Source organism: Pseudomonas sp. GW821-FHT01A09, assembly GCF_058986725.1.
This window is the reverse complement of the sequence record NZ_JBYSWB010000003.1, coordinates 260,598-281,428: the sequence shown is the minus strand read 5'-3', so window position 1 is coordinate 281,428 and position 20,831 is coordinate 260,598. Positions and strand designations below refer to the sequence as shown.

Here is a 20,831-nt window from a genome sequence, read left to right as displayed (position 1 = left end):
ACGAAGCTCGGTGGGCTGGTACGTTCGATTTTTTCTCGCCACACCTAACTGCATGCTGAAACTATGGCCCGCTTTTGTATGGCTGACGGAGCCCAGTTCCAGCATATGGAATAGTTGACCCGCCCCTTCTTCCAGCATTGCTGAGATGCTTATCAATTATTTTTGCGTGGAACGAGCAATGTACGTGTCTAACTTGATGACGTGAAACCACTACAAAAACAAACCAGGAGTCAACCATGAAAAATCGCGGCCCTACCTTTTGGAGCTGGAGCGATGCTCAGCTGCAAACCAAGACATACGAAGAAGAACTGGACGAAGGTACTAAAATCGAGGTCCAGTCCCGCATCTCTCGAACAGGGGGAACGCAGATGTTCTTGGGCGTCTACATGGATGACGGGCGGATCATTACCGAAGAGATATACGACAACTTGCCCGGTCAGACCACGGCGCGAGCCATCGTATCCGGTACACAGCGGGCCAGAGCAGTCGCGACGGGGGCTTCAGAGCCGCTGAAGACTGCAAGGCTGGCGTGAAAGCCGGGAACGGTGTCCGGGATACGGCGCCAGACACCTTCCTGCAGGCAAGCCCAACCTCATCATTAGCGAAGCTCTTGAACAGTTTCCCGCGCGGACGCCAGGTTGTTCGGCAGTAATGTGCCAACGCCAAAGACGTTTACCGCCATCGAAACCTGCAGGGCTCGGCAAGCCAGGGTCGAGTCGGCTTCGAACGCAGATAGCGCGTGCCGCATCCAACGCGGAAGGTCGCGCGAGTTTTCGGAATCTAGCGATCTGACATCGTTCATGTTCACCTCTGGATGCCCACGCCCCTGTCCCCAGAGGCGGGAGAGTTATTACTCAAGCATCTTTGCCCTGTACGAAACCAGAACCCAGATCAGCGCCGGTGACCGGATTGCTCATTGGATCGGACATGGTGCGCGTCTTCAGGGCTTCAAGCACGTCGATGTCAGCCGCTGGCAGAGATACGGACGCAAGGCCATCACCGCCATCGACCGCCGGCTCCGGGCTCTCGACATATTCCCACTCATCGCCCTGGTTCCACGGGCCACGCACGTTAGGCTCGCCCGACATGTTGAAGTACTTGTTGGTGAACTCAGGCATGCCAGGGAGCTTGCCTTGCGGGAAGTTAGGCTGAATGGCGTGCAGTGCCTTCTCGAAGGACAGCTGATGCGCTATCTCACGGGTCATCAGAAAGCCCAGCGCCTCTTTCACGCCAGGATCATCCGTTACGTTCATCAAACGCTCATAGACGATTTTCGCCCGTGCTTCAGCGGCAATGTTGGAGCGGAAGTCAGCTGTAGGTTCGCCAATGGTATCGATGTAGGCAGCGGTCCAAGGCACACCTGCCGAGTTCACCAACGGAGCTCCGGCGCCGTAGAGCAAGCTGGTGATGTGGGAGTCATTACCGGCGCCGTTGATCGCGCGATAGAGTTCACCCTCTTCTTCGACGCCCTCCGCCAGCTGCCCTTTGGCACCTTTGTTGAGCATGACGATGATCGATCCGACGATCTCCAGGTGGCTGAGCTCTTCGGTGGCAATGTCCATCAACAGGTCTTTGCGGCCCGGATCATCTTCTGCCAGTGCCTGGGTAAAGTACCGCCCTGCCGCCGCGAGCTCTCCCTGTGCACCACCAAATTGTTCCAGAAGCAAATTGGCGAGACCCGGATTCGGTTCGGCCACACGTACGGTGTATTGCAGACGCTTATTGTGCAAGAACATGGTTTATTCCTCAGGCTATCTCTAATAGTGGACGCTGTACTCAACGAGAGAACTTCGGCAGCGTCGTCAGTAGATGTGAGCTAGCGCTGAAGCGCGATGATCCATTTAATTGTTAGCCAGAGGACGAAAGGTATCGGCGAGTTTGTTCAACAATTTTTTCTATCGAGCAACCAATAACTATCTATGGACTATTTATTATCTGGTGCGCCATTAAATCGGACCTTGCAAGTAATGGCGCAATAATTTGTTTTTATGTCCAGTTTCACCTGAAGACCTGCGGGCATGCTGGTCTATTGCGTGCTCCATTCTATTTCGTCCGGGCCCAAGTTCATGTGTGCCGTCGGTACCAATGAACGCAGATAATCCCCGAAACCTTCTCGGCATCGGCAATCCAGGCGAGCGCTGGTGGTGACCGAATTGCGCGCCGTCCAGGTGATCGTGGCGCCGGCGCCGGTCAAATCCGCCACCAGATTTACGTCCTCATGCGCAGTCAAGGGTCTGAATCCGCCAACGCTGCGGTAGGCCGAGGCGCTCACGCCGAGGTTGGCGCCATGGATATGCCTATGGCCTTCAATAGGCTGATACAGCGCGTCGTACCGAGTCCTGACTTCATCGGCATGCAGCGTCCAGTCCTCGACAGTCACCGTGCCGCAGACGACATCACTCCCGCAGTTCAGCTGCTCTACCAACCAGTTGTACGGCACCAGGCTGTCTGCGTCGGTGAAGGCCAGCCATCGAGCACCTTGGCTGAGCAGATGCTCGGCACCCACGGCTCTGGCCTTGCCGACGTTTGCGTAGTGCCCGACTACACCTTGGACATCGTAGCGACCGACCACATGAGCCGTGTCGTCAGAGCACGCGTCCATGACAACGACGATCTGGACATCCTCGCCGCCGAGACCAGGATGGGCGCCGGCACGGATCAGCGCGTCTATGCAACGCCCGATCACTGCTTCTTCGTTATGCGCAGGGACAATGACTCCGATCATGAAGACCTACCATTATGAGGTTGGGTTGGGGAGCTCTACAGCGATAGAAAAATTGACCTATCTATCGTTTATTCGTTGCAAATAGATACGGCCATTACCGCATTCGCCAGATGGGTGGTAGACATGACCCCTGCCGATTCGGAGCCAGTGCGCGATGCGATACTGAAGTCAATTCGCCGGACAATTTAAATACCACGACACCAAATAAATAAGATCACGCCCATTCTGTCATTTGTAATCTCGCCTGAACTTACCGAGCGGGTGCTCTCTCCATCACTTACTACTCATAAAAAGGCTGACCGAGCATGAGAGCACTTACCTACCAGGGCGCAGTCGGCGGCGCCCCTCCCATCTAACCGCAAGGGACTCGAACAATGGACTTTTCCATCTTCTGGATCATATCGGCGGTCATCGTTTTCGTTCTGGATATCTGGGCGCTTGCGAGCGTCTGGCGAAGCACCAAAAGCTCCGGGACGAAACTGGGGTGGACTGCATTGATATTCATCCTGCCCCTCGTAGGTCTGGGTATCTGGGGCATAGCGGGCCCACGAGGGGTGGCCATCCCACCGACCTCCAAATCCCACAGCAAGGGTTAGTGCTTGAGCATTGACCGGTGATAACTCAGCATGGGTGCGCTTGGCGCCCAGGAGCAATGATCATGATGAATGCAGCAACAGGCATGAAGCCAGGCGAGCGCTACCAGGTGGAAAATGCGCAACGCGAGCATCAGTTCCAGGGGTTTTTCCTCGATGGCAAATACTATCTTGGCCCCGAGCTGCTGACGGCGGTCGGTTGGCTGGAGGGACAGAACTTTGTCTATGACCATTTGGACGGGTCAGGTGAGCCCGTCTTTCCAAACCGGGTCGCTGGAACCATCGACAACCTGGTTCTGACTATGGTGGATGGGTCCGCCCTGACGTTGGCCGGTATCGAGGTTGCCATCCCTGCGAGTGCCGCCAACGAAGCCGTTGGCGAAGCAGATCAATCCGCCAACCTGCAACCTGCTGCTCGAGACGTACGTGCGCTGGCCGGGAAAGTGGTGGTCATCACTGGCGCTTCGAGCGGCATCGGCAGAGCCGCCGCAAAAGCCTTTGGCTGCGAAGGCGCCCGCCTGGTGTTGGCAGCGCGTGATGAGGAGGCCTTGTTCGACGTGCTGGACGAATGCACGGAATGCGGCACAGATGCCGTCGCCGTGCTCACCGACGTCACCAGCAGCGAACAGATGCAGGCCCTGGCCGACAGTGCTGCGGCATTCGGTCATGGACGGATCGATATCTGGATCAACAATGCCGGTGTGGGTGCCGTCGGTAGCTTTGAAGAAACGCCCCTCGACGCTCACGAGCAGGTTATTCAAACCGACCTCGTAGGCTATTTGCGCGGTGCCTATGTTGCCTGGCCCTATTTCAAGGCACAGCAGTCGGGGATTCTCATCAACACGTTGTCTGTGGGTAGTTGGGTACCGCAGCCTTACGCCGCCGCCTACTCGGCGAGCAAATTTGGGTTGAGGGGCTTTACCGAGGCGTTGCGAGGCGAACTCACCGACTCTGCGGACATCCACATCTGTGATATCTACCCCGCCGTCATGGACACTCCCGGCTTTCGAGATGGCGGTAACTATACCGGCCATGCCCTCACGCCACCGCCGCTGGTGTATGACCCTCACCTGGTAGCAAAAGCAATGGTAGCGTGCGCGATCAAACCACGCGCCAGCACTACCGTAGGAGCCGCCGCCCGGGCCGCTCGATTGGCGCACTTTCTGCTGCCGGGATTCAGCTATTTGTCCGGATGGCTCACTCGACGTGGAATACAGCGCAGCGCCAGGGCGTCCCGGTCATCGGGCAATCTGTTTGCACCTACGGATTTCATCCGAAGCGTGGAAGGCGGATGGCGCAAGACCAAGCCCGGCCATCGGCTGTTGCTCGGGCTGGCGGCAGCAGCGCTCATGGGCGGCTGCGCGGGAGCTCTGCTGCGCAAAAAGCGTCGGCCGTAGCACGCCGTATTTGCTCAGGGCCGAATGCCCTGAGCGCTCATACGGATCAGGACTGCTGCCAATCGTCACCAGAAGCCTAAACCGAACGGAATTTTTTTCACCGGCAAAAATCTGTTAACTCAGTCACGCTTTTGAGGGATCTACAGATGAGCAGCCACCTATACATCATCGACTACGTCATCCATGGCGAAGCCAAAAGCTTCGTGATCCGTGCTGACAAAATGGACAACGCAGAGGCTTGGCATTGGGCAAGCTGCGATGCAGGATTTGGCCACATACCTCGCAGCAATCGAGACAAGACGAAAAAGACCACGAGGCCCGCAGCCGAACGACTGGGCATTTCGGAAGTGAAGTGGCGCAGCTCGGAGTTCTCTGCGGCCTGAGCCGTGGGCATTGCAGCAGGTCCGGATACCGACTTTTCAAGATGAAATGGAAGGCATGGCTATTATCGAGTTTCTCCAATGGCCAGCGATGGCAATCACGGTGCTGGCGGCGTGGTACATGGGGTCCGTTCGAGCGAAAAGACGAGTGATCGCGTTCTGGTGCTTCACGGCAGGCAATGCACTGTGGGTCGTATGGGGCGCCAGCCACGATGCCTATGGCTTGATCACGCTGGAGATCGTATTGGCGCTGATGAATATGCGCGGCTTGAAAAAGAATCTGGCCGATAGCCGCGCTCAGAAGACTGTTCAGCATCCTTGCGAACTCACGGATTCCAGATAGCGACCTCAGCTTTCCGGTCTCATCGTCCAGCCAACGCGTGGCTGGACAGAGCCCTACCTCATGATCGAGCACGCCGATCAGCATTGCCATCTACTGCGAGTACGTGAGCCGATCATGGGTGTAGCACGACACGCCCTTCTGAGGGCATGGGCATCAAGCTTTGCTGCTTGCAGTCGATAAGGATACTAGGCCTGACAAGACGCAGCACTGAGTCGGCCAATCCGATTCCTCGCCCATGAGTGCTCCTGAATGTCTCTATTTAATGATATGAAGCTGAAATCCAAGCTCCTTTCAGCGTTTGGGTTATGTGCAGTCATCACCATTGCAGTCGCAGTGCTGGGCCAATTAGGCAGTCAGCGAATTTACGTGCTGCTGGACGGCACGGTCAGCAACAACTTGGTCTCGATCCAGAAAACGGACTCGGTGAAAGCCAACGTCATTGCCACCAACCGCGATATGTTCAAGGCTATTGGTCTGGTTTTGCGCAACGCTACATCCGATGAACTGGATGCGACCATCACCTCATTTCGGGGTAATCAGTCCGATGCTGAAAAAGACTTCAAAATCTATAGGGCCACGCCCCTCGAGGATGACGAGCGCGCAGCAGGCAATGACTTCGAGCGGGATTGGCCAGCCTATATCGCCGCTGCCGAGGGCGTCTTCACCCTGCTGAAAGCCGGTGACGCCGAGCAGGCCGGGAAGCTGGCGGACACCAGCGCAATCCCGCTGTATCGCAAGACGATCGGCGAACTGAAAATCATGATCGACTCCAATGCTCGCCAGGCAGGTGAAGTCGCTCGCAACGGCGCGGATACCAACGGGCAAGTGACCTGGGCGCTGAGCATAGGCGCCATCATCGCCGCCGCCTGTGCACTGGGTCTGGGATTGCTGGTTACGAGGATGATCACCCGGCCACTTTATCGATCCGTCACGAGCGCCAGCTTCATCGCCCAAGGTGACCTGACCCACCCTATCCACTCGACGAGCAAGGATGAAACAGGGCAATTGCTGACGGCGCTGTCCGGTATGCAAGGCAACCTCAAGACCACGGTGCAGCAGATTGCCGATGCGTCCAACCAGCTGGCCTCAGCCGCTGAAGAGCTGACAGCAGTGACGGAAGACAGCACACGTGGGCTGGTCCGCCAAAATGACGAGATCCAGCAGGCCGCCACCGCCGTCAATCAAATGACCGCCGCGGTCGAAGAGGTAGCGCGAAACGCCGTCAGCACGTCCCAGGTGTCGAGCGAGACCGCTGCAGAAGCCAGCAAAGGGCAACAGCAGGTGCAACAGGCCGTCAGCGCCATGAATACCATGGCTTCTGACATCACCCAGTCGACGCAGCGGGTCGAGACCCTGGCCGGTCAGATCCGTGACATCACCAAGGTCCTGGAAGTCATTCGCGCAATCGCAGAGCAGACTAATCTGCTGGCGCTCAACGCCGCTATCGAAGCGGCGCGCGCCGGGGAGCAGGGTCGGGGGTTCGCCGTGGTTGCCGATGAAGTGCGAGCGTTGGCTCACCGCACCCAAGCGTCCACTGGCGAGATCGAGACGATGATCCAGCTGGTGCGCACAGGCGCCGACGAAGCTGTGGAGTCGATGGCGAAGAGCCAGGCGATGGCCCACAGTACCCAGACATTGGCCACCGAAGCGGGGCTGGCGTTGGAACGTATCAGCGATGGGGTAAGCCAGATCAATGAGCGCAATCTGGTCATCGCCAGCGCTGCGGAAGAACAGGCTCAAGTGGCCCGGGAGGTGGATCGCAACCTGGTCAACATCCAGGACCTGTCAACTCAAACTGCCGCAGGAGCGAATCAGACCAGTGCTTCCAGCCAGGAGTTGTCACGTTTGGCGATCTCGTTCAACACCATGGTAGGGAAGTTCAAGCTGTAACCGCATTGAACTGCAGGTGGCTGAAGCCAGCGGTGCTGCCGATGGCTTCAGCCCGTTCGTGCAGCGTCCGCAGGACTGCCTGCGCGTTCGTGAGCCAGTGCCCCCACTGAGGCTGCGCGGGGCTAGGAAGGCTTCACCCATGATTCGACTTCGTCATGCCCGAACTGCGCCTTCCAGGCCCCCAGCAGCTTGTTGTTGCCGCCTTTGCTCTCGACTATCTCGCCAGTCAGCGGGTTGCGGTAAACCTTGACCTGCCGCGCACGTCGGGTGCGCTTTTCAGGGGTGCCGCGCGGCGTCTGCTTGACCGTGCCAGGCTCGATGATCGCGATCACGTCCTGCAGGCTTTTACCGTAATGGGTCAGGAGGTCGTGCAGTTTGGTTTCAAACTCAATTTCCGCACTCAGTCCTGGATCATTCTTGAGAAGTTCGAGTTGATCCTGATGGCGGGCAATTTGCTGTTCGAGTTTGCGGAATTCGGCGAGACGGGACATGTTTTCTCCTAAGCTCATACGCTGTCCGGTTATGACAGCAGCCTGGAGCCAAAATCCGCTGCCTGCCGAGTAATTTTCAAGCGGTCATCTATCGCTGATTAACGCTGCGGCAAAAACCCGTTGTTCAGGAAGTCGCTTCATCTGGAGTGCCCGGGCGTTTCTGTCGCCCGGGCGAATACGGCGTCAGTGTTTTTTCACTGCGTCTTTGACTTTGCCGATAGCCTGCTGAGCTTCACCCTTTTTTTCCTGGATGGTGCCTTTGACTTCAAGCTCGGTGTTGCCTGTGGCCTGGCCGACACCTTTCTTGACGTTGCCAATTGCTTCGTTCGCTACGCCTTTGATCTTGTCAGAAGTGCTGCTCATGATGTTTCTCCATTCGGCAGTGATGTCAAAGTTGACGTATGGATTGACCATCACTGCGCGAGAAGAGTTTCGCTTTCTATCGAAACCTTCATGGTAGTCGTACTGATCGCTCAGCCCTTCTGCGCCCGTGCCCTGTGCAGTTTTTTATAGCTGTCGATCAGGCGCAGATGACGATCGAGCCCTTCCAGCTTCATGCTGGTCGGAGTCAAGCCGTAGAAGCGCACGCTGCCGTCCAGCGAACCCAGCACTGCATCCATCCGCGGGTTGCCGAACATGCGGCGGAAATTGACCTCGTAGTCGGCCAGTTCCAGCTCATCGTCCAGGCGCACTTCCAGCACTGCATTCAGGGCCTGATAGAACAGGCCGCGTTCGGCGGTGTTGTCGTTGAACTGCAGGAAGGCCTCGACCAGCTCCTTGGCGTCGTCGAACTTCTTCACCGCCAGATAGATCATCAGTTTCAACTCCAGGATGGTCAACTGGCCCCATGGGGTGTTGTCGTCGAACTCGATGCCGATCAGGGTCTTGATGTCGGTGTAGTCGTCCAGCTCGCTCTCTTCCAGACGCTTGGCCAGCGCCCTCAGCGCCCGGTTGTCGAGGCTGTGCAGGTTGAGGATGTCGGCGCGGAAAAACAGCGCTTTGTTGGTGTTGTCCCAGACCAGATCTTCTATCGGATAGATTTCCGAATAGTCTGGCACCAGGATGCGGCAGGCCTTGGCGCCGATATGCTCGTACACCGCCATGTACACTTGCTTGCCCATGTCCTCGAGGATGCCGAACAGGGTCGCTGCTTCCTGGGCATTGGAGTCTTCGCCCTGGCCGGAAAAATCCCACTCGACGAATTCGACATCGGCCTTGGCACTGAAAAAGCGCCACGACACCACGCCGCTGGAATCGATGAAATGCTCGACGAAGTTATTCGGTTCGGTCAGCGCGTGGCTTTCGAAGGTCGGCTGCGGTAGATCGTTGAGGCCTTCGAAGCTGCGGCCCTGGAGCAATTCGGTGAGGCTGCGTTCCAGTGCCACTTCAAAGCTGGGATGCGCGCCGAACGAGGCGAATACACCACCGGTGCGCGGGTTCATCAAGGTCACACACATCACCGGGTACTGGCCGCCGAGGGAGGCATCCTTGACCAGTACCGGAAAGCCCTGGGCTTCCAACGCCTCGATGCCAGCAAGGATGCCGGGGTATTTCGCCAGCACCGCTGGCGGCACATCCGGCAAGGCGAGTTCGCCTTCGAGGATTTCCCGCTTGACCGCCCGTTCGAAGATTTCCGACAGGCACTGCACCTGCGCTTCGACCAGCGTATTGCCGGCACTCATGCCATTGCTCAGGTAGAGGTTTTCGATCAGGTTGGAGGGGAAGTACACCTCTGCGCCGTCGGACTGGCGCACGAACGGCAGCGAGCAGATGCCACGCTCGACATTGCCCGAGTTGGTGTCGTACAGGTGCGAGCCGCGCAGCTCACCGTCGGGGTTATAGATCTCCAGGCAATAGGCGTCGAGGATTTCCTTGGGCAGCGCGTCTTTAGGGCCGGGCTTGAACCAGCGCTCGTTCGGGTAGTGCACGAACGGCGCGTTGGCAATGTCCACGCCCCAGAACTGATCGTTGTAGAAGAAGTTGCAGTTCAGGCGTTCGATGAATTCGCCCAGCGCCGACGCAAGGGCGGCTTCCTTGGTGGCGCCCTTGCCGTTGGTGAAACACATCGGCGATTGCGCATCGCGGATATGCAACGACCACACATTGGGCACGATATTGCGCCACGACGCGATTTCGATCTTCATCCCCAGGCCCGCGAGGATGCCGGACATGTTGGCGATGGTCTGCTCCAGCGGCAGGTCCTTGCCGGCAATGAAGGTGCCCGCGCCTTGGGTCGAAGTGGGGATCAATAATGCCTGGGCATCGGCATCGAGGTTTTCCACCTCTTCGATGATGAAATCAGGCCCGGTCTGCACCACCTTCTTGACCGTGCAGCGCTCGATGGAGCGCAGGATGCCTTGGCGATCCTTGGCGCTGATGTCGGCGGGCAATTCGACTTGGATCTTGAAGATCTGCTTGTAGCGGTCTTGCGGGTCGACGATGTTGTTTTGTGACAGACGGATGTTGTCGGTGGGGATATGGCGGGTATTGCAGTACAACTTGACGAAGTAAGCCGCACACAAGGCCGACGAAGCCAGGAAGTAATCAAACGGACCGGGAGCCGAGCCGTCGCCCTTGTAGCGAATAGGCTGATCGGCCACCACCGTGAAGTCGTCGAACTTGGCTTCGAGTCGGAGGTTGTCGAGAAAGTTGACCTTGATTTCCATGCGGAATTACCAGAATGACCAGCAGATAAATGGCCGCCATTATCCGTTTTTTCCGCAGGAAGTCACTGACCGCTGGTACCACGCCCCTCCCCGGCCATCAATCATGGGTGGTCTCGCGCACATACAAGCGCCGCGGAATGCCCCACAGGATCAACAGTACCGCCAGCACGCTCACCGCGCACAGGGCGAACAGTGCTGGGGTTGGCGTGCCGGTCAGGTCCTTGATCCGCCCGACCATGAACGGCGCGATGATGCCGCCCAGTTGCCCCAGCGAGTTGATCAGCGCGATGCCTGCCGCCGCCGCCAAGCCGGTGAGAAAGCGTGGCGGAATGGTCCAGAAGATCGGCATCCAGGCGATGATGCCGGTCATGATCATGGTCATGCCGATCATCAACGGCAACAATTGCGCCGGGAACAGCGCGCAGACCAGATAGCCGGCGGCGGTGAGGATGGCGCAGCCCGCCATGTGCAAGCGACGCTCGCCGTGGCGGTCGGAGCTGGCACCGATCAGCAGGTTGCCGATCACCGCGCCCACGTAGGGAATCACCGTGAGCAGGCCGATGTTCAGGGTGTCCAGCACGCCGGCGCTCTTGATTAACTGCGGCATCCAGAACAGCAAGCCGGTCAGGGCCATCACCAGGCACAGGTAAATGGCCGACATCACGTAGGTGGTGGGCTCCTTCCACACGTCGCGCAAGGTCTGCGGTGTCTGCGGCTGGACCTCCTTGGCCATGCGCTCGAGCACGACTTGCTTTTCCTGGGCATTGAGCCAGGTGACGTCCTGGATCCGGTCCTTGACCAGCCACAACACCACCGCGCCCAAGAGTATCGAAGGGATGCCTTCCAGCAAGAACAGCCAGCGCCAGCCCGCCATGCCCATGGCGCCATCGAAGTGCGCGAGGATCAGCCCGGCGATGGGCCCGCCGACGATGCCGCACAGGCAGATCGAGCTCTTGAAGTAGGAGTTGACCCGCGCGCGCCGGGTACTCGGGTACCACTGGGTGAAGAAATACAGCACACCGGGGACGAATCCCGCCTCCATCACGCCGATCAGAAAGCGCAGGGTGTAGAACCAGAATTCGGTCTGCACGAACATCATGCAGGCCGAGGCGATACCCCAGGACACCATGATCCGCGCGATCCAGATGCGCGCGCCGATCTTGTGCAGCAATACGTTGCTGGGCACTTCGAAGAGGAAATAGCCGACGAAGAACAGGCTTGCGCCGAGGCCGTAGACGGTCTCGCTGAACCCTAGGTCGCTGGCCATCTGCAGCTTGGCGAAGCTGATGTTGACGCGGTCCAGGTAAGCGAACAGAAAGCAGGCGATGAACAGCGGCACGATGCGCCAGCTGACCCGGCGATAGATGCTGCCTTCCAGTGAAACGGCGTCGACTTGATCGACCGGGATAGCGGTAGCGGTCACGGTGCACACCTCGATTGTTTTTATGGGGTGAGGCTGTTGCTGCTTGGCCGGCTGACGCGCAGGCGTCGCCGGGCGATGCAGGTGACCGACTATATAGTATTACTATTTATTCATACAATCCCGTTTGTCGGGCATAAATCCCTTACCAAAGGCACTTTAGTAAGACAATTTGAAGTTGTTTGCCTGCGACATCAGGATGGTGCGCCGTCGCTCTGCTAGCGACGGGCGCGGGGAAGCATTACTCGTAGGGGTTACTTGGCAAACAGCTGGCTCATGTCCTTGAACGCCTTGAACTCCAACGCGTTGCCGCAAGGATCGAACAGGAACATGGTCGCCTGCTCGCCCACCTGGCCCTTGAAGCGCACGTAGGGTTCGATCACGAACCGGGTCTCCCGGGCGCGAAGACGATCGGCCAGGGCCTCCCATTGGTCCCAGTGCAGGATGATGCCGAAATGCGGAACCGGCACGTCATGGCCGTCGACCGCATTGGAATGCACCGATTCCTGCGCGGCGGTTTTCGGCTGCTCGTGGATCACCAGTTGATGACCGTAGAAATCGAAGTCGACCCATTGCTCGCTGGAGCGCCCTTCGGATAGCCCGAAGACGTCCCCATAGAAGTGGCGAGCGGCGGCAAGGTCGTAGACGGGAATGGCGAGGTGAAAAGGAGAAAGGCTCACGGTGGGTACCCTGTTCTGGTGGTGTTCGTGAGTCGATTCTTGACGAGATGCGGCCGCCGGGAAAGCGGATATCTTGTGTTATGAGCAACGATATTTTTGATCGATCGAGGATTTTACGTCCCCATTTGCACCAATAAAGCTCCGCAATGCGTCAACACTGCGCGTGGCGGGCCATCACCCTGTTGCCGCTCGCCGCGCCATGGCGTCGACCACGCAGGTGCGAAACAGCGAAAACAGCGCGCCGTGGCGTTGATGGTATTTGGCCAAGAGCACGATCTCGCGATAGAACGTCAGCTTGCCCAGCCCGATCACCCGCACGTCCGCGGGGTGCTCCAGCCACAGCCCTGCCATCGGCACCAGCGCCACGCCGAGGCCGCTGCGGACCATCTTGGCGATGGCATCCAGCTCGTCGAGTTCGAGCGCGTGCTGGACGTCGAGCTTGTGCTCACGCAGGAACTGCGTGACCAGCCGCCCGCCGAACGAGCCGCGGTCGTAACGGATCAGCGGCTGCTCGCGGAGGATCTGCAGCGGATCACCCTTCTTCAGCGCTTTCGGGGTGATCAGCACGAACGGTTCGCGCGCGATGACTTCGGCGTGCAGGTCCTTGGGCAGCGCGAAGGGAGGCTTGATCAGCATGGCCAGGTCGACTTCGCCAGCATCCACCTGGCTGAGCAGGTTCAAGGACACGCCCGGCACCAGGGTCGCCTCGATGAACGGCGCCTTGGCTTTCAGGGCCACCAGCACCTGAGGCAGGATGCCGGTCTGCACCGTGCCGATGGCACCGATGCGCAGCGCGCCGCGGTAATCGTTGGCGCTGTCCGGCGCGCCCATGCGCAGGAAGGTCTGGAGGATTTCCTCGGCCAGCGGCACCGCGCGCTGGCCCGCCGAATTGAGTGTCGCCGCGCGCCCGGTGCGGTCGAACAGCTTGACGCCCAGCGCCTCTTCGAGATTCTTGATCTGCGCGCTGACCGCCGACTGCGTCAGCCCGACCTCCTGCCCCGCCGCAGCGAAGGTGCCGCGGCGGGCGACGCTGATGAAGGTTTTCAGCTCTCGGATCATTCACTGGGCCTGATTGAATGGCGGGGGCGAAGTATGGAATAGCGTCTGGCGATTAGCGATAGCGCTGTTGCAGCGTCCCTACTGATCGCTGTAAGGCACTTCATCCTCCGGCGCCAGGTACACCGGCACCCGCCAGCCCACTTCCCGCAATGAATGGGGCACTTGATCCTGCACCCCCAGCAGCGTGGCGAATATGGCCATGCGCACCGCCACGCCATTGTCCGTCTGCTTGAAAATCGCCAGACGCGAGTCGCGGTTCAGATCGACGCTGAGGTCATTGGCCCCCGGCCGGGAATCCCTGGGCAGCGGGTGCATGATCAGGGTGTCGGCGCTGCAATGACGATTGACCACGGCCGAGTTGATCTGGAAGTCGGCGCTGTAGCCCTCGAGCGTCTCCTCCTGGGAGAAGCGCTCCTTCTGGATGCGCGTGGCGTACACCACATCTGCCCCGGTGAGGGCCTGGGCAAGGTCCTGAGTCTGCTCGACGTGGTGGCCCTGTCCCGCCAGCCTTTCGATGAGATAGGCCGGCATCATCAGCGCTTCGGGCGATACGAAGGTGAGCCGCAGATTGCGGTACAGCGCCAGCAGTTTGCTCAGCGAGTGCACGGTGCGGCCGTATTTCAGGTCGCCGACGAAGACGACCTTGGCGCCGTCGATCAATTTGCCGAAGCGCGAGAATTCCCGCTGGATGGTGTAGAGATCCAGCAGCGCCTGGCTCGGATGCTCGCCCGGGCCGTCGCCAGCGTTGATGACCGGCACATGGGTGGCCTGGGCGAACTCGGCCACCGCGCCCAGTTCGGGATGGCGCACGACGATGGCGTCGGCGTAACCGCTGATGACCCGGCTGGTGTCCTGGATCGACTCGCCCTTGGCCATCGACGAGAAAGTAAAGCCGGTGGTGTCGCACACCGAACCCCCCAGGCGGGCGAAGGCGGCACTGAAGCTCAAACGCGTGCGCGTGCTGGCTTCGAAAAACAGGTTTGCCAGCACCGCGCCATCCAGCACCCGCGTGGTTTTCTGCCGCCGGGCGATGGGCTGCATGATATCGGCCACGCGCAGCAGGTCTTCGACTGAATCGCGGGTGTAGCCATCCACCGACAACAGGTGGTGGGCCATCTCGGAGTTGCCGGGCTGCTGCAGATCTACGCTCTGCGTAGCGGGCGGCAGCCCTTTCAAGAGCTCGACGATGAAGCGCTTGGCAATGTCGGGCATCTTGCGCATTTCGGCCGAATGATCCGGCAGCATCCAGCTGTCCAAGGCACGACGGGTCACCCCGATGCGCTGCGAAAGCCCATCACGGGTAAGATTCAAACGGCGCATGGCGTCGCGGAGGATGACTTGCTGCGGCATGATGGCCTTCCTTTATATACACGCTGCGTATTCTCTTCGGGATGATCCGCGAATTCAAGTGTATACGCAGCTCGCAGCTTCAGGCGGCCTTGGGTTCGAACTTCATCGCCAGGCCATTCATGCAGTAGCGCAGACCCGTGGGTTTCGGCCCATCATCGAAGACGTGGCCCAGGTGGCCACCGCAGCGCGCGCAATGCACCTCCTGGCGCAGCACCCCGAAGGAGCGATCGTCTCGCTCGCCCACGGCCTTGTCCAAGGGCGTCCAGAAACTCGGCCAGCCGGTGTGGCTGTCGAATTTGCTCGCCGATGAGAACAGTGCCAGGTCGCAACCCGCACAGACGAAGGTGCCGTCGCGATGCTCGTCATTCAGCGGGCTGGTGTACGGGCGCTCGGTGTCTTCCTCGCGCAGCACCTTGTATTGCGCGGGGTTGAGGATGGCGTGCCACTCCTCCGGGGTGTGCGTCACCTCGAACACCTGCGCGGCATCGGCCTGACTGACCAGCCCGGCCCCGGTTGAAAACAGCCTTGGGAAACCGCCGCCCAAGGCCAGCGCGCCCAGGCCACCGCCTGCGACCAGGCTGCCTAGCAAGAAATTACGCCGTGAATACATGGTCTTCTCCCCTGTGCGGATAACAGCTGTGGCGCACAGGTTAGGACTGCGGGGATCGCCAAATCCTCTCTGGGAGTTAAACAATCTGTGATAACTCGAGCCTGTGCTGTGGCAGCATCGTGCCCTCAGCGTTTATCTCCAGCACGCCCTTTCACTGATTCCCCGCCCCCAGGAAGTCGCCATGCCGGTGTCCGACGCGACCGTTCGTCGGCAAAGTATCAATATGCCATCATCGATGGTGAACCAGCGATTCTTTGTTGTCGTAGATAGGGTTAGCGAGCCGCGACGACACGGAAACACAGGGTAATTACACCTAATGATTAGGAAGCGCTCGCTTGATGCCAACCATTCCTGACATTCAAGGTACGACCCATGAAACTCGCATTCTGCTTTTCCGCTGTTCTCCTCTCCCTGCTCGCTGGCTGTGCTTCCAATGCCGCCGGCACGGTCGGCGCGGTGTTCCATACTTCCTCGGGACAGCACATCACGGCGGCGACAACCCCTGAGTTCAAAAACGGCCGGTACGAGTTCGTCGATGCCACCGGCGCCAGGCAATCGCTTTACATCTCGCAGGTGACTTCCGTATCCCAGCGCTGACTCTGCGAGCGGATGCCGGCGTGACCGCCGGCATCGCCTTGCCCAAGCTCAAGGTTGCGCCGCCCCCCCCTCGCGTTGACGCTGCCGCCGATGTTCACGGCGCCCGCGATGTCCTGACCTCCAGATGACCGGCGATGAAACGGATCGCCTTGAGCTGACCTCCAGCCGGCAAGCGAGTGGCGAGCAAGACCCTGTTGCCAGTTCCTTCCCCCTAATGCTACAAACCGCAGCCCCCTCCCCCCTTTGCCCGGCGCCTCATGAAACCCATACGCGATTACGCAGGCTACGTCATTGTCATAGCGCCGTTGATCAACAGCGTATCGGGTATCGCCATCGACCTGTTCGCGCCGAGCATGCCCGCCATCGCCGCGCAGATGCAGGTCAGCGATTCGCTCATGCAGAGCAGCATCTCCATCACGCTGGTGGCCTACGCGCTGGGGCAATTGGTGTTCGGACTGATTGCCGACAGTCGCGGCCGGCTGAGTGCCTTGTTGCCGGGAATGGCGCTGTTCGTGGCGGCGAGCCTGCTGGCGATGCTGTCCACGGATATCCATACCTTCCTGCTGGCCAGAGCCTTGCAAGGCTTCGCCGTGGGCGGTAGTCAGGTTGCGTCGCGGGCGATGCTGGTGGACACGGTCAAGGGCGAGCGATTCATGAGCGCAGTGGTTTACATGAGCCTCGCCTGGGGGCTGGGGCCGGTGGTCGCGCCCTTTATCGGCGGGCTGATTCAGCAGTATGCGAGCTGGCGCTGGAACTTCGCCCTGTATGCCGCCTACAGCGGGGTGCTGTTGCTAGCGAGCTTGCGCTTGCGCGAGTCGCTGGCCCCGCAGCGACGCCGCAGCATGAAGGCGTCCGTGGCCGGCTACGGCATCGTCCTGGGCCACCGGCGTTTTCAATGCGCGGTGCTGGCGATGGGCAGCAGCCAGGCGATGTTTCTGGTGTGGAATGTGGTCGGCCCGTTCCTGGTACTCAGTCAGCTGCAGCGCGGGCCAGGCTTCTTCGGCCTGACGGCGCTTGCCGCGGGGCTTGCCTATTTGCTCGGCACCTTGACCAATCGCTGGCTCATGCGCGCTTACAGCGTCAGCCAACGCATGGTCGCGGGCCTGGTGATTTCCGCAGTCGGTATCGTGCTGATGGCGCTGACGCCCTTATCCCTGAACGTGTCGCTGATATTGGCGGGCATTCTGGTAGTCAACTACGGGCAGGGGTTGCTGTATTCCAACATCGTCGCGAAAACGCTGATGCTGTTTCCGGACCGCGCCGCCACCACCTCCAGCCTGATGGGCTGCTCGATGATGCTGTGCGGCGCGGTGGGGGCGATGTTGACGGGTTACCTGACGTTTGATCGTAATCTGACTGCGCTGTTGTTGTTTGGCAGCTTGATGGCGGTGCAGGTGTTGGGGGTGATTCCGCTGCGTCGGCCGGTGGTGGATGGGGTATAGCGAGCAGGGTCTCGATCTGAACAGCAGCGTGATAAAAAGCCCTGACGGATTACAGATCCAATACCAAGCGACTGCCCTTGCATCCCGAGACACAGATCATCATCACCTTGTTGGAATCGCGCATCGTTTTGCTGAGCACACTGTCGCGATGCGCGACTTCACCCTCCAGAACCCGTGTTTCGCATGCGCCACAGGTCCCCTCACAACAGCTGTATTCGACATCCACGCCGGCGTCCAGCAACACGTCCAGAAGAGGCTTTCCAGCGGGCACGTCCAATGTCATTGCCGAGGTGTTCAATACCACTTGATAGCCTTGGTCTGTTGCTGGCGTTGCCGACGCCTGCTCGATCGCAGCGAAGCGTTCGATATGCACGTTGGTAAAACCCAGCGTATCGCAAGCGCGCTCGAACCCGGCGAGCATCAGCGCAGGTCCACAGCAGTAAAAATGGGCATCCGCAGGTCGGTCGGCCAACAACGTGATTAGATCCGGTGGCCCACCTTGCTCTTCATCGAAGTGATAGGTGACCTGCAAATCCTCATTCGCCAATGCCTCGAGCAATGCCGCTTCTTTTCGCGACCGTGCGCAATAGATCAACTCCGCCGACTTGCCCAGCGCCTGAAGCTGACGAAGCATGCAGTACAGCGGTGTGATACCGATCCCGCCCGCCACCAGGACACTGTGCGTGGCGCTGGTCTCCAGCGCAAAGTTATTACGCGGCAACGAGATCGACAACGGCGCTCCGACCCGCAGAGAATCGTGCACCCATCGCGACCCGCCACGGCTATTGCGATCGTTGAGGACCCCCACCACATAGCGATTTTGCTCGCCAGGGGAATTCATCAACGAATAGCTGCGCACCAGGCCGTGGGGCAGATGCAGATCGATGTGTGAACCGGCGGTGAAGGGTGCCAGCGTCGCTCCGTCGGCGGGGAACAATTCGATACTGAGGATGCCTTCCGCTTCGTGGCGAAGGTTTTTGACACGAGCAGACTGAGTGACAGACATTGCGAATACCTTATAGCGATGTTTGATCGAAACGGATGACGATGCGACCCTGAGCATGGCCCTGCTGCAGCATTTCGAGCCCTTGTTCGAAATCCTCCAGGGCAATGGTGCTGTCGACGAACGAGCGAATAGCGCCGCGTGCCACGAGCTCGACAATGTCGTGGGCATCCTGAAGCGTCGAACCCACGGAACCCATGATCCGAAGCTCGCGCACGATAAGATCGATTGGATGCACCTTGAGTGACTCGGCGCTGTAGCCGACGATCACGTAGCGCCCCTTGCGCCGCAGCATGTCCAGGGAGGCCTGCATGGTGGCCTCGCGACCGACCAGTTCGAACACCACATGTGCTCCCCCCGTCAACGCCAGCACTTGCGCTGCGACGTCTTCGCTGCCCGCGGCGTTGAGGCCGTGCTCGGCCCCCAGGGCCACGGCCAAATCGAGCCGTTTTTCGTTGCGGTCAATCGCAATGACCCGTCCGCCCACATGCCGCGCGTATTGCAGCAGCGCCAGACCGACACCGCCGGTACCGTGGATCACCACCCATTCGCCAGGTTTGATGTCGGCCATCTTGCCTGCGTGAACCGCTGTGGTTCCAGCACACGCCATGGGGGCTATTTCTTCCAGCGAAACATGGTCCGGCACCAGGATGCAGTTGGTTGCCCGCACGACCATGTAATCCGCGTAACCGCCGTCGGTGAAAAACCCTGGCTGCGCCTTGACCGTCGGGCACAGGTGCTCGTCTCCGCTGCGGCAGTACTCGCAAGCACCGCAGCCTTCGTAGTAATAGACCATCACCCGTTCGCCGAGCCGGCTTGAGTCGACGCCCTCCCCCAATGCCTCGATGACCCCGGCCACTTCGTGCCCCATGGTCACGTCACGGCAGCCGAGGTCCAATAGACCATCGCGAAAATGCAGTTCGGTGTGGCACATGCCACAGGCTTTGAGTTTGATCCGGACCTGTCCGGGCGACGGTTGCGGGCGCGGTAGGGTCTGCAAGGAAAATGGCTGGCCGGGGCCGATATATCTGACGGCGCGCATGTGCATAGTGGGGCATCCTGGTGAGAGCATTGTTGCTCCTGTGCATACAAAAAGGGTGCCATTTGCCCCTGCTCACACAAGACACCTTTTCATGGCCCAGCCTGAAGCTGCCGGTTTCAGGGCTTCTGGGGCAATAACTCATGCTCGCGTTACGTCCGGCTGATTTTTTTGTGTGTACTCAACGCAATTGCACTGGGCGAAGTCGGCTTCAGCCATTACGCTAGCCCGATCCTCTCGATCGGCCTTAATAGAAGATGAAAAGACGCGTTCCCACCCTCACCAGTAAAATCCAGAGCCTGATCCTCGACGAAATACGCCAAGGGCAACTGGTGCCTGGCATGCACCTGGAAGAACTGGAGCTCGCCGAGCGTTATCAGGTTTCCCGCACGCCCGTGCGCGAAGCACTGCGTCAGCTCGATGCCCTCGGCGTCGTGAAGATCACGCCGCGTCAGGGCGCCACGGTCGTAGACCATTCGACTGCGGATCACCAGCGGGAAATCCTTGAAGTCATCGCTGATCTCGAAGCTTGCGCCGCGCGCTATGCCGCCACTCGCTGCACCCCGGCCCAACGGATCGAGCTGCTCAAATTGTCCGAGCGTGCCCGACAGGTTCTCGCCGCCGATGATCACGCGGCGTTCGACGAGCTCAATATCGAACTGCACCAGTTGATTCACAAGGCCGCTGCCAATGAACTATTGACCGAAACCATCTCCAACATGCGTCTGCGCATCGTGCCGTATACACGGGCCGAACTCATGAGCGGGCGCGACTCCCTGGAGATCTCCTACCGAGAACATGAAATGTTCCTTAACGCTGTGCTGCGCGGAAACAGCGAGCTGGCGTATCACTCCATGCGTGCCCATGTGCTGAGAACAGGCGTAATGGACGAGGATTTAGGTGAATAAAACGGCGAATAAGGTCGCCACATGTATACTTAACGACTAAAAAATACGCTTCATGTATTTTTATTCCATCTAGAAAAGCGCCTATTTAGGTCGTGACCGCCCCCTTGAGCCCCATTTTAGATCACTCTAAAAAGTGGATATTGCCCGATTTTTCCTAGGGATAGCCGAAAGATTGGCAAATTCGTCGCCCTGTAGCCCGCGACGTTTTTCTCAGTGAGGATTTTTAACGCTGGCATGC

21 protein-coding genes are annotated in these 20,831 nt (G+C 59.3%); 9 read left to right on the top strand and 12 right to left on the bottom strand.

Going from position 1 to position 20,831, the window contains the following annotated elements; translation table 11 throughout:
* The first annotated feature begins 236 nt into the window (after positions 1-236).
* Positions 237-533 carry a hypothetical protein gene (locus tag AC3WJP_RS05735; RefSeq protein WP_493720266.1) on the top strand — a complete coding sequence of 99 codons (297 nt, stop codon included), beginning with the start codon at positions 237-239 and terminating at the stop codon, positions 531-533.
* A 321-nt stretch (positions 534-854) separates the two neighbouring features.
* On the opposite strand, the gene AC3WJP_RS05730 is transcribed toward AC3WJP_RS05735, so the two are convergent.
* Both AC3WJP_RS05730 and AC3WJP_RS05725 read right to left on the bottom strand, forming a co-directional pair.
* Positions 855-1,736 carry a manganese catalase family protein gene (locus tag AC3WJP_RS05730; protein ID WP_493720265.1) on the bottom strand — a complete coding sequence of 294 codons (882 nt, stop codon included), beginning with the start codon at positions 1,734-1,736 and terminating at the stop codon, positions 855-857.
* A 290-nt stretch (positions 1,737-2,026) separates the two neighbouring features.
* On the bottom strand, positions 2,027-2,725 hold the full coding sequence (locus AC3WJP_RS05725; RefSeq protein ID WP_493720264.1) for a glycosyltransferase family 2 protein: 699 nt from the start codon (positions 2,723-2,725) through the stop codon (positions 2,027-2,029).
* Positions 2,726-3,099: 374 nt separating this feature from the next.
* Between AC3WJP_RS05725 and AC3WJP_RS05720 the strand changes: the two genes are divergently transcribed.
* The 5 genes from AC3WJP_RS05720 to AC3WJP_RS05700 all read left to right on the top strand — a co-directional run bounded on the left by AC3WJP_RS05720 (position 3,100) and on the right by AC3WJP_RS05700 (position 7,328).
* Entirely contained in the window at positions 3,100-3,321 is a 222-nt protein-coding gene (locus AC3WJP_RS05720) for a PLD nuclease N-terminal domain-containing protein (RefSeq protein WP_493720263.1), read from the top strand.
* 62 nt (positions 3,322-3,383) lie between these two features.
* The gene (locus AC3WJP_RS05715; protein WP_493720262.1) at positions 3,384-4,715 is read left to right on the top strand and encodes an SDR family oxidoreductase; all 1,332 of its coding nucleotides are present in this window, start codon (positions 3,384-3,386) and stop codon (positions 4,713-4,715) included.
* A gap of 146 nt (positions 4,716-4,861) precedes the next feature.
* Entirely contained in the window at positions 4,862-5,098 is a 237-nt protein-coding gene (locus AC3WJP_RS05710) for a DUF6555 family protein (protein ID WP_493720261.1), read from the top strand.
* 55 nt (positions 5,099-5,153) lie between these two features.
* Positions 5,154-5,438 carry a hypothetical protein gene (locus AC3WJP_RS05705; protein ID WP_493720260.1) on the top strand — a complete coding sequence of 95 codons (285 nt, stop codon included), beginning with the start codon at positions 5,154-5,156 and terminating at the stop codon, positions 5,436-5,438.
* 249 nt (positions 5,439-5,687) lie between these two features.
* Positions 5,688-7,328, top strand: a complete 1,641-nt coding sequence (locus AC3WJP_RS05700) for a methyl-accepting chemotaxis protein (protein WP_493720259.1) — start codon at positions 5,688-5,690, stop codon at positions 7,326-7,328.
* A gap of 122 nt (positions 7,329-7,450) precedes the next feature.
* Here AC3WJP_RS05700 and AC3WJP_RS05695 read toward each other — a convergent pair whose 3' ends face one another.
* From AC3WJP_RS05695 to msrB, 8 genes are all read right to left on the bottom strand, one after another.
* Positions 7,451-7,819, bottom strand: a complete 369-nt coding sequence (locus tag AC3WJP_RS05695; RefSeq protein WP_493720258.1) for a histone-like nucleoid-structuring protein, MvaT/MvaU family — start codon at positions 7,817-7,819, stop codon at positions 7,451-7,453.
* Between the two features lie 183 nt (positions 7,820-8,002).
* The gene (locus AC3WJP_RS05690) at positions 8,003-8,182 is read right to left on the bottom strand and encodes a CsbD family protein (protein WP_493720257.1); all 180 of its coding nucleotides are present in this window, start codon (positions 8,180-8,182) and stop codon (positions 8,003-8,005) included.
* A gap of 110 nt (positions 8,183-8,292) precedes the next feature.
* On the bottom strand, positions 8,293-10,485 hold the full coding sequence (locus AC3WJP_RS05685) for an OsmC domain/YcaO domain-containing protein (protein WP_493720256.1): 2,193 nt from the start codon (positions 10,483-10,485) through the stop codon (positions 8,293-8,295).
* 97 nt (positions 10,486-10,582) lie between these two features.
* A complete protein-coding gene (locus AC3WJP_RS05680; protein ID WP_493720255.1) occupies positions 10,583-11,908 on the bottom strand; it encodes an MFS transporter in 1,326 nt (441 codons plus the stop codon).
* Positions 11,909-12,159: 251 nt separating this feature from the next.
* Positions 12,160-12,585: a VOC family protein gene (locus AC3WJP_RS05675; protein WP_493720254.1), complete on the bottom strand. Its 426-nt coding sequence runs from the start codon at positions 12,583-12,585 to the stop codon at positions 12,160-12,162.
* A 174-nt stretch (positions 12,586-12,759) separates the two neighbouring features.
* Complete coding sequence (locus AC3WJP_RS05670) at positions 12,760-13,644, bottom strand: LysR family transcriptional regulator (RefSeq protein ID WP_493720253.1); 885 nt, start codon at positions 13,642-13,644, stop codon at positions 12,760-12,762.
* Positions 13,645-13,722: 78 nt separating this feature from the next.
* Positions 13,723-14,994 carry an aspartate carbamoyltransferase gene (locus AC3WJP_RS05665; protein ID WP_493720252.1) on the bottom strand — a complete coding sequence of 424 codons (1,272 nt, stop codon included), beginning with the start codon at positions 14,992-14,994 and terminating at the stop codon, positions 13,723-13,725.
* A gap of 79 nt (positions 14,995-15,073) precedes the next feature.
* Positions 15,074-15,604 carry a peptide-methionine (R)-S-oxide reductase MsrB gene (msrB, locus tag AC3WJP_RS05660; protein WP_493720251.1) on the bottom strand — a complete coding sequence of 177 codons (531 nt, stop codon included), beginning with the start codon at positions 15,602-15,604 and terminating at the stop codon, positions 15,074-15,076.
* Positions 15,605-15,976: 372 nt separating this feature from the next.
* Between msrB and AC3WJP_RS05655 the strand changes: the two genes are divergently transcribed.
* Complete coding sequence (locus AC3WJP_RS05655; RefSeq protein ID WP_493720250.1) at positions 15,977-16,201, top strand: YgdI/YgdR family lipoprotein; 225 nt, start codon at positions 15,977-15,979, stop codon at positions 16,199-16,201.
* A gap of 257 nt (positions 16,202-16,458) precedes the next feature.
* Positions 16,459-17,643, top strand: a complete 1,185-nt coding sequence (locus AC3WJP_RS05650) for an MFS transporter (RefSeq protein ID WP_493720249.1) — start codon at positions 16,459-16,461, stop codon at positions 17,641-17,643.
* A 49-nt stretch (positions 17,644-17,692) separates the two neighbouring features.
* On the opposite strand, the gene AC3WJP_RS05645 is transcribed toward AC3WJP_RS05650, so the two are convergent.
* Both AC3WJP_RS05645 and AC3WJP_RS05640 read right to left on the bottom strand, forming a co-directional pair.
* Complete coding sequence (locus AC3WJP_RS05645; protein ID WP_493720248.1) at positions 17,693-18,649, bottom strand: PDR/VanB family oxidoreductase; 957 nt, start codon at positions 18,647-18,649, stop codon at positions 17,693-17,695.
* Positions 18,650-18,659: 10 nt separating this feature from the next.
* A complete protein-coding gene (locus AC3WJP_RS05640) occupies positions 18,660-19,694 on the bottom strand; it encodes an alcohol dehydrogenase catalytic domain-containing protein (RefSeq protein ID WP_493720247.1) in 1,035 nt (344 codons plus the stop codon).
* Positions 19,695-19,942: 248 nt separating this feature from the next.
* Here AC3WJP_RS05640 and AC3WJP_RS05635 point away from each other — a divergent pair, with 248 nt between their 5' ends.
* A complete protein-coding gene (locus AC3WJP_RS05635; RefSeq protein WP_493720246.1) occupies positions 19,943-20,593 on the top strand; it encodes a GntR family transcriptional regulator in 651 nt (216 codons plus the stop codon).
* Positions 20,594-20,831 lie beyond the last annotated feature (238 nt).